Origin of the sequence: Parahalioglobus pacificus, assembly GCF_014652275.1 — a bacterium.
GTDB classification, from domain to species: domain Bacteria; phylum Pseudomonadota; class Gammaproteobacteria; order Pseudomonadales; family Halieaceae; genus Parahalioglobus; species Parahalioglobus pacificus.
The window spans coordinates 856,174-869,341 of record NZ_BMYM01000002.1; the positions used below are offsets into that span (position 1 = coordinate 856,174).

Consider the following 13,168-nt stretch of genomic DNA (forward strand, 5'->3'; position numbering starts at 1 on the left):
CCCAGATGTCAGTGCCTACAGACGCCACAACGCCCACCATGCAGGCTGCTGTACTCACTCGGTTTGGCGATGCCGACAGTTTCCAGTGTGTACCCCTTCCCAGGCCCCAGCCCGAGGGGGATGAACTGCTTATCCGGGTTGCCTACGCCGGTGTGAACCCGGCGGACTGGAAGGACAGGCGGGGCTACCTCACTGCTTTCTTTGATATCGAGTTCCCCTACGTTATTGGCTTTGATGCCGCGGGCTGGGTTGAGTGGGCGCCGCCTGGCAGCTCGTTCCAGGTGGGCGATCGGGTGGTAACGCCGTCAGCACACGGGCAGGGAAAGTGGGGCAGCTATGCGCAGTATTTAGTGGTATCGCCTGATGGTGTCGCCAGGGTCCCCGACTCCCTGGACTTGCGTGTTGCTGCCACGGTTCCGGTGTCTGCGCTCACCGCATGGCAGGCAATCACCCGCACCGATCGCGGTTACCTGCAGCCTGGGCAGTCAGTGATGGTGCACGGCGGTGCCGGGAGTGTGGGCCGCTTCGCGATACAGTTTGCGAAAGAACTGGGTGCTGATGTGACTGCCAGTTGCAGCGCGGCCAACCGTTCTGCCCTGGAGAACTTGGGTGCACACCGCACAGTGGACTACCGCGCCGATCTGCCAGAGCAACTCGCCCGGTCTCACCCGGCGGGCGTGGATCTCTTGATCGATGCCGTAGGTGCGTCCAGCCTGCCGGATATTGCCGCACTGGTGAAGCCCGGCGGCCGTGTTGTCAGCATCGCAACTCTCAATGACGATGGGGATGTTCCTGCACTGATCGCCGATGCAGCGGGGGCTGGCATAGCCCGCCAGGTCTTCGCTATGGACGACGCTGACTGTGCTGCAGATCTGGCGACCATCGTGGATGCCGTTGCCGACGGCAGACTGCAGCTGCCTGCAATCCATGAATATGCCCTGGCAGATGTAGCTGCCGCGCATCGCTTGCTTGAGAACGGCAAAGCTGCCGGTAAGCTGGTGCTGCGGGTCAGTGACTCAGCGTCTGGCGCTGCACCTGACTAGCGAGGGAGTCGCTGGATAAGCCGGCGCTGCTGCCCTTTAAGCAACGGTGTACACTCAGGCCTCATGAGCGATCAACAAGAAGCCATAAACGAGAGCAATGCAGTCGTGCGCACCGATATTGCAGCGGTGTTAATCGATGTCGAAGCACAACTGCGACAGCTGGGCCTGTGGGACAAGATTCCGCCCTCGGCCGAGGCGCTGGCTTCAGAGCAGCCATTTTGCGTAGACACCCTGACCTTGCCCCAATGGCTGCAGTTCGTGTTTTTGCCCACCCTGTACACCATGTTGGACAACCATCAACCCCTGCCGGATCGATGCGGTATTGCACCTATGGCCGAGGAGTTTTTCCGCGGCTCTGGATTGTCCTACGAAACCCTAGTTACATTGCTGGAGCGCATAGACGAACTGCTCAGCGGCACTGCGGGCGACGACAACTACACCGTGGCATGATGTCGTAACGCACAGCGCTTAATCGGACTCTGCCTGCGTAGCCTGCCAGGCACTGATGACTTCATCGGCTGCGCGAAACGCCTCCATGCCTGCGGGAAAGCCGCAGTACACCGTTGCGTGCAGCAGCGCACCCTGGATTTCCTCAACGCTACAGCCATTGTTGAGCGCACCGCGCACGTGGCCTTTCAGCTCGTTAGATGCACGCAGGGCTGTCAGAATACTGAGAGTCATCAGGCTGCGTGTGGCTGGCGATAACTCATCGCGTTGCCAGGTTTCGCCCCAGCAGTTACGGGTCACCAGTTCCTGCAGTGGCTGTGTGAACTCGCTGGCGCCGGCCAGTGCCTTGTCGACAAAGCTATCACCCATCACCTCGCGGCGCTTGGCCATGCCATGCTCAAACTTTTCCGAACTCATATTTCCTCCAAAGGTTTCGCCAAAAAAAACGGCGCTCAGTGAGCGCCGTTGGGGTAGTGAAACTGTGTGTGGGTTTAGATCCGCTCGACCACAGTGGTGATGCCCTGGCCCAGACCGATGCACATGGTGGATATGCCGAGGGTCAAATCCCGATCTTCCATGACATTCAGCAACGATCCCGTGATGCGTGTGCCTGAGCAGCCAAAGGGGTGACCCAATGCGATGGCGCCGCCATGAACGTTCACTTTCTCGTCCATGGCATCTAGCAGGTCCAGATCCTTGAGCACGGGCAGAGCCTGCGCTGCAAAGGCCTCATTCAGCTCCACCATATCGATGTCGTTGATCGACAGGCCCAGGCGCTTCAGTGCCTTTTTGGTTGAGGGAACCGGGCCATAACCCATGATGGAGGGATCGACGCCGGCCAATGTCATGGCGCGGATGCGGGCGACGGGCTCCAGGCCCAGTGCCTGCGCGCGTTCGGCTGACATGACCAGCATGGCCGATGCGCCGTCAGAGATCTGAGAGCTCTGGCCCGCGGTGACGGTGCCGCCCTGGGGGTTAAAGGACGGTGCCAGCTTGGCCATGTCCTCAATGTTCGCATCGGGGCGAATCGTCTCATCGGCGCGAACTGAAGTCAGTGCACCCGATGCATCGTGACCGTCGATAGCAACGATCTCGCGATCAAACTTGCCCTCAACCGTGGCCTTGTGTGCCAGCTGGTGTGAACGTACACCGAAGGCGTCCTGCTGCTCGCGGCCGATGCCGTGCATCATGGCAAGGTACTCAGCGGTCATGCCCATCATGCCCGCTGCCTTGGCCACCGAGCGGCCCATGCGGGGGTTGGGATCCGCATTGCTGGGGTCCATCATGGGCAGGTGACCCAGGTGTTCCACGCCGCCCACAAGGTAGACGTCGCCCACGCCGGCCATCACGTTGGCCGCCGCAGTGTGCAGCGCCGACATTGATGACCCGCAGAGGCGGTTAACGGTTTGTGCGGGAATGTCGTGCGGCAGCTCTGCGCCCAGTACGATCATACGCGCCAGGTTCATGCCCTGTTCGCCACGCTGAATCACACAGCCCCAGATCAGGTCGTCGATCTCGGCGGGATCCAGTGCGCTGTTGCGCGCCAGCATTCCCTTGATAACAGCAGCAGACAGGTCGTCGGCGCGTACGTTGCGGAAGCAACCGTTTTTGGACCGGCCCATGGCAGAGCGGGCGTAGTCAACAATGACAGCATCTCTTGGATTCAAACTCACAGTGTTTCTCCTTTAAGCCCGAACTTAGTAATAGGTTTCGCTGTTAGACAGCATTTCGCGCATGCGCTCGGTCACCTCGTAGGCTTTACCCAGGTACGCATACTTCTCGGACTGTTCCACGATGTAAGCCATACCGACCGTGTCCATCCAGCGGAAGACACCGCCGCGGAAGGGAGGGAAGCCAACGCCATACAGCAGTGCCAGGTCCGCTTCTGCTGGGGTTTCCACAATGCCTTCTTCCAGGCAGCGTGCCAGTTCAATGGCCATGGGCAGCATCATGCGTGGAACGATCTCGTCCTTGTCGAAGTCCTTGCGGGCCTCCACATGGGGCTCGAGCAGGGCGTAGGTTTCTTCAGAGACCACTTTTTTGGGCTTGCCCCGTTTGTCAGTGACGTACTCGTAGAAGCCCTTGCCGTTCTTCTGACCCAGACGATCGTTCTCGAACATGATGTCGGTCGCAGTCTTGTACTGCGGCGTCATGCGATCGGGGAATCCATCTGCCATCACCTCAACACAGTGAACGCCGGTGTCGATGCCAATAACGTCGGACAGATAGGCGGGGCCCATGGGCCAGCCCCAGCGCTCCATGACTTTGTCCAGTTGCTGGAAATCGGCGCCGTCTTTGACCAGGCCGGTAAAGCCGGCGAAGTAGGGGAACAGCACGCGATTAACCAGGAATCCTGGGCAGTCACGCACAACTACCGCTTTCTTGCCCATCTTGTTGGCGTAGGCCACGGTGCGGGCAACGGCGGTATCGGAGGTCTTCTCACCGCGAATCACCTCTACCAATGGCATGGCGTGAACGGGGTTGAAGAAGTGCATGCCGCAGAAGTTCTCGGGACGTTCCAGTGCCTCGGCAAGATACGTAATGGAGATAGTCGAGGTGTTCGATGCCAGTACGGCATCCTTGTCGATCTGCTTTTCAGTTTCCGCCAGGACAGCGTGCTTCACCTTCGGGTTTTCGACCACCGCTTCCACAACGATGTCCACGTCCTCGAAACCGTTGTAATCCAGTGTGGGGTCGATGCTGTTCAGTACCTCACCCATCTTCTGCGGTGTCATGCGGCCACGGCTGACGCGCTTGGAGAGCAGTTTGTTGGCTTCGTTAAGGCCCAGATCCAGCCCGTCCTGATTGATGTCCTTCATCTTGATCGGGGTTCCGCGCAGTGCTGACTGATACGCAATTCCGCCGCCCATGATGCCGGCACCCAGTACTGCGGCGCGCTCGATGGCCTTGTCCGCTTTCTTCTCCCAGCCCTTGGCTTTCTTGGAGAGGAATTGGTCGTTCAGGAAGATGCCGACCAGTGCTTGCGCTACGGGTGTTGTGGCAACTTCCGCAAAGCCATCGGCTTCGACCTGCAGTGCCTCTTCCAGACTCATGCTGCGGGCCTTTTCGATCACATCGACCACTTTCAGCGGTGCGGGGAAGTTCTTGCCTGCTTGTTGCGCAACCATGGAACGGATAGTGAAGAAGCTCATCATCGCTTCGGTATCGTTCAGCGGTAACGGGCCGTGCTTGCGCGCGCGGCGCTCGCTGTATTCCAGCTTGCCATCCACTGCCTGCTGCAGTGTTGCGAGCGTGACCGCGCGAAGCTGATCCGGCTCGGCGATGGCATCCACGGCGCCAGCTTTCAGTGCTTCATCGGCGCGTTTTTCGGCACCGGTGGCCATCCACATCACGGCCTCATCTACGCCGATCAGGCGCGGCAGGCGCACTGTGCCACCCCAACCGGGGATGATGCCCAGTTTGGTTTCTGGCAGGCCCACTTTGGCGGCCGTGCTCATCACGCGGAAATCGCAGGCCAGGCAGGCTTCCAGACCGCCGCCCATGGCATAACCATTGATGGCTACTGCGCTGGGGTAGGGCAGCTTGCCGATGCGGTTCAGGTTGGTGTTGTTAGGCACGAACACCGGCTTGATCTCGTCCGCGGTGGACTTAAACAGCTCGGTAAACTCGGTGATGTCTGCGCCAACGATGAAGACACCCTTGCCACTGGTAACCAGCAGCCCCTTGATGCCTGATTCGGTTTCCAGCGCGTCCAGCGCAGCCGTCAGGTCGTTGACGGTAGCCTGATTGAATTTGTTGACGGATTCGCCGTTGAGGTCAAAGTTCAGCTCAGCGATATCGCCCTCAAGGCGGGTGACCGTGAGTGAATCACTCTGGTAGATCATATCTGTGTCCTGTTGTGAAAGGTGGGGACGTCGATGGTTAACGTAGCGCTGCACGGCAGCGTGGGCTACGGGGGGCGGGTATTGTAGTGCGGCTCCGCCCTCCGGGGAAGGCGAAGTTTACAATGCTTACATAGGGAGTCGCCAGTGGCCTTTGAGGGCTATCGAACCTGAACCAGAGGGCTACCGAACCTGAGCGTGAATGCTACTGAACCTGAATCTGTACGGGTATCCAGCGGTTGATGATGTACTGCAGCGTGCCGTTGTTACGCATCTGCCGCAGTGCGCTGTTGAGTTCGGTTACCAGCGCCCCGTCGTCCTTGCGCACGGCCCAGGCGAGATACTCCTCGGTCAGCGGCTTGTAGGTGCTGATCAGATCATCGGTTTCCAGCGAGTTGGCCAGCTGCCAGGCGGTGGGTGCATCGTGAATGTAGATATCGATGGCATCGGCGCGAAGACCGGCGAAGGCCTCCGTGCCATCGGCGAAGTAGCTGATCTGGGCCTCTGTGAGTTCGCGCTCTGCAAAGGCAGCGCCGGTGGTGCCTGGCTCTACTCCCACGCGCACGCCTTCGCGATAGATAGCCCAGGGCTGGGCGAAGCTGCCGATTCTGTCCTTGTGCATGACGGCCATCTGGCCGACCTTGAGGTAAGGTTCAGCAAACATAACCCGCTGCGAACGTGCAGCGGTCACACTCAGACCTGACATGATGACATCCACTCGACCTTGTTCTAAGGCAGGGATGAGCTCGTCGAAGGGGTATTCAAAAATCGCCAGTTCTTTGCCCATGATTTTGGTCACGGCACGGGCATTATCGGGCTCTACACCAACGACGGCACCATCCTGTTTATATTGCAGCGGTGGGTAGTCGGCAGACAGCCCGACGCGCAAGGTCTGCGCGCTGACCCACTGCGGCAGCGCAATTAACAACAGGACGAGAAACAGGCGATGCATGGTGCACTCCGGATCATGAATTCGTGCTGAGAGCATAAACGCTGGCGCGGGCTGCGCCAATTCTTTGCGCCGTATTGGCTCAAGTTGAGGCCGTATTGCCGCCCGCGGCCAGCCTCTGGTGTTCGCGCAAGTGCAGCGCGATATCCACGGCGGTCTTCAATACCACAAGAATCAACAGCATAAACAGGGGCTGCCCAAGGGCGGTAATGGCCATTGCCCCCAGAATGACGGCGATGTGCATCACGATGATGCGGCCATAGGGCGCAGTCATTAGCGCATTCAATGCCGTTTTTTCTCGTTCTCTTGCCTGCAGAAAGTTGAGAACAAAGGAGACACCGTGGCTGATGAACAGGGCGGCGAAGGCCCACAGCCACTGGGTGGGCGCTTGGGCCAGCACGAAGCTCACCACGTCGACCAGCAGCTCCACGAACACGAAAAAGAAAGGCCAGGTCTGGCCGCCGGCCAATACGTCGGCCTCGGGGTCCACCAGCAAAGTCACGATGAACAGCCCGTGGACCGCGCAGAAGCCACCGTAGTGGATCAAAAAGAAAAGGCCTGAAAATACGCCACCCACGGGAGAAGTGACGAGCATCTTCGCCAGAGTGTAAAACCCCAGGACAAGATTTTCTGACCAGTACAACACAACTAGGGCGGCCACATCCCAGTCGTAGAACAGTACGCCGATTAGCGGCAGAATATTAGCCACAATCAGGGTTACAAGGCTTATCAGTCGGCGATCGCCGGTGTATTCGTGGGTAACGTGCTCAAGGCTCATGACAGAGCTCGGGGTCATTTCGGTGCAGTGGCACGGTTTGGCGGGGGAGAGGGTCCAAGCAGCCGACTAAGAAAGCCGGCTGTGATCAGCCCATCGAAGGTTAGTGCAGGATGCGATCTGAGCCAGCCAGCTCCTCCACGGGTTCTTTGCTGGATTTCTTTTGTGCCGCAGCTTCCTGTTCCTGTAGGTAAGTGCGCAGTCGGCCTACGACGCTGTTCATCACATCGATGGTCTGGCTGATCTGGTCCAGCGCCATCAGGATGGTCTCATTGTCGCTCTGGCTTTTATCGCTCTTGTCCATGGGTTGGCCCTCAGGTTGAGCTCGTTATTTCAGTCACCGCCACGAGTGGGCGCCACCTTGTATACAGCAACGGTGGCGCACCGGATTAATCCCAGCTCAGCGCACCGCCTGTCTGGTATTCAATAACGCGCGTTTCGAAGAAGTTCTTCTCCTTGCGCAGGTCCATGATTTCCGACATCCACGGGAAGGGGTTCTGCACGCCAGGGAACTGCTCAGGCAGGCCCAGCTGCGACAGGCGCCGGTTGCAGATGAACTGCAAATATTCTTCCATCATGGCCGCGTTCATACCCAGTACACCGCGGGGCATGGTGTCACGCGCGTATTCGATCTCCAGCTGCGTGCCTTCCAGAATCATTTCGACGACTTCCTGCTTGAAAGTCTCTGTCCACAGCTGAGGATTCTCCAGCTTGATCTGGTTGATCACATCGATGCCGAAGTTCAGGTGCATAGACTCATCACGCAGGATGTACTGGAACTGTTCGGCGACGCCGGTCATCTTGTTGCGCCGGCCCATGGAGAGAATCTGGGTGAAGCCGCAGTAGAAGAAGATGCCTTCGGTGACGGCGTAAAAACCAATCAGGTTGCGCAGCAACTCCTGGTCCGATTCCAGTGTACCGGTGGTGAAGGTGGGGTCGGACAGGCTCTGGGTCTTGCCCAGGCTCCAGGCCGCCTTAGCTGCGACCGAGGGGACTTCCCGGTACATATTGAAGACTTCGCCCTCGTCCATGCCCAGCGACTCGATGCAGTACTGGTAAGCGTGGGTGTGGATGGCCTCTTCAAACGCCTGGCGCAGCAGGTACTGGCGACACTCCGGGTTAGTGATCAGCCGATAGATGGCCAGCACCAGGTTATTGGCAACTAGCGAGTCCGCGGTTGAGAAGTAGCCCAGGCTACGCATCACAATGCGGCGCTCGTCTTCGGTCAGACCCTCGGGATCTTTCCAGGTGGCGACGTCGGCCGTCATGTTGATTTCCTGCGGCATCCAGTGGTTGGCGCAGCCATCAATGTACTTCTGCCAGGCCCAGTCATACTTGAAGGGCACCAGCTGGTTGAGGTCGGCGCGGCAGTTGATCATGGCCTTTTCGTCAACCGAGACGCGCGCGGCGCCCATTTCCAGCTCTTCAAGGCCGGGCGCGACATCCAGCGTGGCCAGGTTTCGCGCCGCCGCTGCGACATTGTCATTGGCGGCGGGTGCGGGCTCCGCTACGGGCTCTGGCGCGGCGGCAGGTGCCGCTGCCGCGGGCGCGGGCTCGGGTGCTGCCTCAGCGACAGCTGCGGCGGCTGCCGCTGCGGGTGCGCCAGCGGCTTCTTCGGTGTTGTAATCATCCCAGTTCAACATCTGTTTGCTATCCCCTGGTGTTGAGTTTCTACTCTTTCGGTCGTTAGTAATCGTGGTTACTGACAGGCTTCACAGTCAGGATCGTCCAGTGAGCAAGCCTGCGGTACAGGTGCCGGCTGCGGCTCCGAGTTGTTAGACACCGCGTTCAACGCGCCGGTATCGATGGTGGACTTCTCGGTGCCAGTGGCTGCCAGTGAGCGCAAGTAGTAGGTTGTCTTGAGACCGCTGTACCAGGCCATACGATAGGTAATATCGAGCTTCTTACCGCTGGCATTATTGATGTACAGGTTCAGAGACTGTGCTTGATCTATCCACTTTTGGCGGCGGCTCGCAGCGTCGACCAGCCAGCGAGGTTCTACCTCGAAGGCTGTGGCGTAGATGGCCTTGAGATCAGCCGGAATGCGATCAATCGCCTGCACGGAGCCATCGTAATATTTCAGGTCGTTAACCATCACTCCGTCCCAGAGGCCACGCTCTTTGAGGTCATTGACCAGGTAGGGATTAACCACAGTGAACTCGCCGGACAGGTTCGATTTCACATACAGGTTCTGGTACGTGGGCTCGATGGACTGCGACACACCGGTAATGTTGGCGATAGTCGCCGTGGGGGCAATCGCCATCACGTTGGAGTTGCGCATACCTCGCTGGGCAACCAGCTCACGTAGTGCGGGCCAGTCCAGAGTCTGCTCTTTATTCAGCTGGATGTACTCGCTGCCGCGGTGCTCTTCCAGGATATCCAGCGAATCAATGGGCAATATGCCTTGGCTCCACAGGGACCCCTCGTAGCTGCTGTAGCGGCCGCGCTCTGCAGCCAGCTCGCTGGAGGCTTCGATCGCGTAGTAGCTGATTGCCTCCATGGAGCGGTCGGCAAATTCCACCGCCTGCTCGGAACCATAGGCCAGGTGTTGCTTGTACAGCGCATCCTGGAAGCCCATCAGGCCCAGACCCACAGGGCGGTGACGCATGTTTGACTGCTCAGCCGTACCCACGGAGTAGTAGTTGATGTCGATCACGTTATCGAGCATGCGCACGGCTGTCCGAACGGTGTTGCGCAGCTTGTCCAGATCCAGTCCGTTCTCACCGATGTGTTGGGGCAGGTTGATCGAGCCCAGGTTGCATACCGCGATCTCTTCGTTGGACTTGGTATTCAGCGTGATCTCCGTACACAGGTTGGACGAGTGCACCACGCCCGCGTGCTGCTGTGGCGAGCGCAGGTTGCAGGGATCCTTGAAGGTCATCCACGGATGGCCTGTTTCGAACAGCATGCCCAACATCTTGCGCCAAAGGTTGGCGGCTTGGACGCGCTTAAACAACTTCAGTTCGCCGCTGCGTGTTTGCGCTTCATAGTGCTCGTAGCGCTCCTGGAACTCCTTGCCATACAGGTCGTGGAGGTCGGGCACGTCGTTGGGTGAGAACAGCGTCCACTCGCCGTCGTCGAAAACCCGCTTCATAAACAGATCTGGAATCCAGTTGGCGGTGTTCATGTCGTGAGTACGGCGACGATCATCACCGGTGTTCTTGCGCAGCTCCACGAACTCTTCAATGTCCATGTGCCAGGATTCCAGGTAGGCACAGACAGCGCCCTTACGCTTGCCACCCTGGTTAACGGCAACTGCGGTGTCGTTCACCACCTTAAGGAAGGGCACAACGCCCTGTGATTTGCCGTTGGTGCCCTTGATGTAGGCGCCCAGTGCGCGCACAGGCGTCCAGTCGTTACCCAGGCCGCCGGCGAACTTGGACAGCATCGCGTTGTCGTGGATAGCGCCATAAATACCGCTGAGATCATCCGGCACTGTTGTGAGGTAGCAGGAAGACAGCTGTGGGCGCAGGGTGCCCGCGTTGAACAGTGTGGGGGTAGAGCTCATGTAGTCGAAGGAAGACAGCTGACGATAGAACTCTATGGCCCTTGCATTGGGGTTGTCTTCGCGCGCTGCCAAGCCCATGGCCACGCGCATGAAGAACACCTGGGGCAGTTCAAAGCGGACTTCATCGCTGTGGATGAAGTAACGGTCGTAAAGGGTTTGCAGGCCCAGGTAGGTGAACTGCAGATCCCGGGCAGGATCCAGCGCGGCACCCAGCTCCGCCAGATCATAGTCAGCAAGTTCGGGAGCCAGCAGTTCCAGTGCGACGCCTTTCTCAATGTAGGCAGCCAGCGCCTCGGTATACAGCGAACCCATGTCCGCCTGGGTGGCATTCTCGGCCACGCCGAGGAAGTTCAACGCTTCGCTGCGCAGGTTGTCACACAGCAGGCGTGCCGCGGCGTAGCTGTAATTGGGTTCTTGCTCAATCAGGGTGCGCGCAGTAATCACCAGTGAGGTGCTGAGTTCCTCGGCGGTCACGCCGTCGTAGAGGTTTTTCAGTGCCTCATCCAGAATGCGGGTTTCGCTGACATCGGTCAGGCCGTCGCAGGCTTCCGAGACGATGGTGTGCAGACGCTCGATGTCCAGCGGTGCGCGGCTGCCATCGGCCTGAATCACGTTGATGCCGTTGGCGGCTTCCTGGGTAGCAGGGGAGAGAGCCTGCTTGGCAGCGCGTTTGCGTGATTGTTCTTCCCGGTAGATTACGTAGTCGCGGGCGATCTTGTGCTCGCCCGCACGCATCAGTGCCAGCTCTACCTGGTCCTGAATATCTTCGATGTGCACGGTGCCGCCCGAGGGCATGCGACGCTTAAAGGTTGCAGTGACCTGCTCGGTCAGTTTGGCGACGGTTTCGTGGATGCGACTGGAGGCTGCTGCCGTGCCGCCTTCAACTGCCAGGAAAGCTTTGGTAATGGCCACGGAGATTTTGCTCTCCTCAAACGGTACCACAGTGCCATTGCGTTTAATGACCCTCAGATGCCCGGGCGCGGTCGCGGCGATGTTACCGCTGACAGAGGCCTGTTCTGTGCCGGCGGGCACATTTTGGGTAGTACCGGTGGGGTTGGTTTCAGTCTGCATCGTCTCTCCGAGTTTGGCGCTTGGCCTTATAGTTGTTGATTACCACAACAGCGTTTTTTTCCAGCCATCGAGGACCACTCGTCGAGAGGCGCCGCGTAGCAACGCCTGAATGCAGCTGCCCCCGGAAGCGGGCTGATCACTGCTGATGTGTGTTCCCCTGGTCGTGCCTTCAGTGCGCTGTGCTATGAGTGAGGCTCAATGGCCTAAAGCCCCGCTCTAGCGCCCTGAAAACGTGACTGCCCCAGCCCTGTCACGATGATCGCTGGCTTTATGGTCGATTTTTGACCAGCGATTGTGAGCAAATCCCCAACATCTTGGGGTAGGTGAGTCACTGGAATACAAGATAATGCGCCTATTGGGCCAATGCAAGGGCAATAGACTGGGATTATGCTGTGGATAAGGTGTGCGCGGCGGGGTATACCAAACGGGTGTAGGTACCTACTAACCTGTGAGTTAGCGACTTACCTGAAAGACCGGCTCGACAGACATCCCCTGAGCCATTTTCGGGAAGCCTACGATCATTTTTTTATAACGACCTTGACGTATATTCGTCCCAGTTATTTAGCTGGGGCAGCCGCCCGGATTTAGCGCCGGGCAGCGTCCAAGAGGGTCTCCAGCAGCGCTTTCTGCGCGTGCAGGCGATTTTCTGCCTCGTCCCAGATAACCGTGTCTGGATTGTCCATCAGTCCCGCGCTGATCTCCTCGCCGCGGTGGGCGGGCAGGCAATGCATGTACAGTGCGTCGCTGTTGGCGTGTGCCATCAACTCCTCATTCACCTGATAGGGCTGGAACATTCCCTCGCGTGCGGTCTGTTCCTCCTCCTGACCCATCGAGGCCCAGACATCAGTTACCACCAGGTCGGTATTGCGGACGGCGGCAACAGGGTCGTGCTCGACGTGGACGCGCTGCCCGTGTTGGCTCATCAGATCGGCGTCGGGCTCAAAGCCGGGAGGGCAGGCAATGGTGAGCTCAAAATCAAACTGCGCGGCGGCATTGATGTAAGACTGGCACATATTGTTGCCATCCCCGACCCAGCACACCCTGTGGCCGGCGATATCGCCGCGCCGTTCAAACCAGGTTTGCATATCGGCCAGCAATTGGCAGGGATGGTAGCTGTCAGTGAGGGCATTGATAACCGGAACGCTGGAGTGTGCGGCAAAGCGCTCCACAATATCGTGCCCAAAGGTCCGTATCATGACCACGTCCACCATGGAGGAGATCACGCGCGCGGAATCCTCGATGGGCTCTCCACGCCCAAGCTGGGTATCGTTTGGCGACAGGAACATGGCGTGGCCGCCCAGCTGAGCCATGCCGGCTTCAAAAGATACGCGGGTGCGGGTGGAGGATTTGGCAAAAATCATGCCCAGCACAGTGCCGGGGTAGCGGCGCTGATCGACACCGTCGGCCCGTTCCTGCTTGAGCGTAATCGCGCGCCGGATAATGGTGCGCAATTCTTCTGGGCTGAAGTCCATCAGTGTGAGGAAATGCTGAGTCGCCATGGCCAATCCTATTCTTGCCTGTGCTGTCTAAATC

At 58.8% G+C, this 13,168-nt stretch carries 11 protein-coding genes; 2 read left to right on the plus strand and 9 right to left on the minus strand.

What is annotated here, in order from left to right; all coding sequences use genetic code 11:
• Positions 1-5 precede the first annotated feature (5 nt).
• Positions 6-1,043 carry a quinone oxidoreductase family protein gene (locus IE089_RS12665; RefSeq protein ID WP_189478165.1) on the plus strand — a complete coding sequence of 346 codons (1,038 nt, stop codon included), beginning with the start codon at positions 6-8 and terminating at the stop codon, positions 1,041-1,043.
• 63 nt (positions 1,044-1,106) lie between these two features.
• Entirely contained in the window at positions 1,107-1,493 is a 387-nt protein-coding gene (locus IE089_RS12670; protein WP_189478166.1) for a YqcC family protein, read from the plus strand.
• An 18-nt stretch (positions 1,494-1,511) separates the two neighbouring features.
• Here IE089_RS12670 and IE089_RS12675 read toward each other — a convergent pair whose 3' ends face one another.
• The 9 genes from IE089_RS12675 to argF form a co-directional block, all read right to left on the minus strand.
• On the minus strand, positions 1,512-1,907 hold the full coding sequence (locus IE089_RS12675; RefSeq protein ID WP_189478167.1) for a carboxymuconolactone decarboxylase family protein: 396 nt from the start codon (positions 1,905-1,907) through the stop codon (positions 1,512-1,514).
• 74 nt (positions 1,908-1,981) lie between these two features.
• Positions 1,982-3,163 carry an acetyl-CoA C-acyltransferase FadA gene (gene fadA / locus IE089_RS12680; protein WP_189478168.1) on the minus strand — a complete coding sequence of 394 codons (1,182 nt, stop codon included), beginning with the start codon at positions 3,161-3,163 and terminating at the stop codon, positions 1,982-1,984.
• Positions 3,164-3,187: 24 nt separating this feature from the next.
• Positions 3,188-5,335 (minus strand): fatty acid oxidation complex subunit alpha FadB, encoded by a 2,148-nt coding sequence (fadB, locus tag IE089_RS12685; RefSeq protein WP_189478169.1) that lies wholly within the window; start codon positions 5,333-5,335, stop codon positions 3,188-3,190.
• Positions 5,336-5,537: 202 nt separating this feature from the next.
• Positions 5,538-6,284 carry a transporter substrate-binding domain-containing protein gene (locus tag IE089_RS12690; protein WP_189478170.1) on the minus strand — a complete coding sequence of 249 codons (747 nt, stop codon included), beginning with the start codon at positions 6,282-6,284 and terminating at the stop codon, positions 5,538-5,540.
• A 79-nt stretch (positions 6,285-6,363) separates the two neighbouring features.
• Positions 6,364-7,059 (minus strand): DUF6498-containing protein, encoded by a 696-nt coding sequence (locus tag IE089_RS12695; RefSeq protein WP_229802749.1) that lies wholly within the window; start codon positions 7,057-7,059, stop codon positions 6,364-6,366.
• A 100-nt stretch (positions 7,060-7,159) separates the two neighbouring features.
• Positions 7,160-7,360, minus strand: coding sequence for a hypothetical protein (locus tag IE089_RS12700; protein ID WP_189478364.1), 201 nt, complete (start codon positions 7,358-7,360; stop codon positions 7,160-7,162).
• 85 nt (positions 7,361-7,445) lie between these two features.
• Positions 7,446-8,699, minus strand: coding sequence for a ribonucleotide-diphosphate reductase subunit beta (locus IE089_RS12705; RefSeq protein ID WP_189478172.1), 1,254 nt, complete (start codon positions 8,697-8,699; stop codon positions 7,446-7,448).
• 56 nt (positions 8,700-8,755) lie between these two features.
• Positions 8,756-11,635 (minus strand): ribonucleoside-diphosphate reductase subunit alpha, encoded by a 2,880-nt coding sequence (locus tag IE089_RS12710; protein ID WP_189478173.1) that lies wholly within the window; start codon positions 11,633-11,635, stop codon positions 8,756-8,758.
• A gap of 584 nt (positions 11,636-12,219) precedes the next feature.
• Complete coding sequence (gene argF / locus IE089_RS12715) at positions 12,220-13,134, minus strand: ornithine carbamoyltransferase (RefSeq protein WP_189478174.1); 915 nt, start codon at positions 13,132-13,134, stop codon at positions 12,220-12,222.
• Positions 13,135-13,168 lie beyond the last annotated feature (34 nt).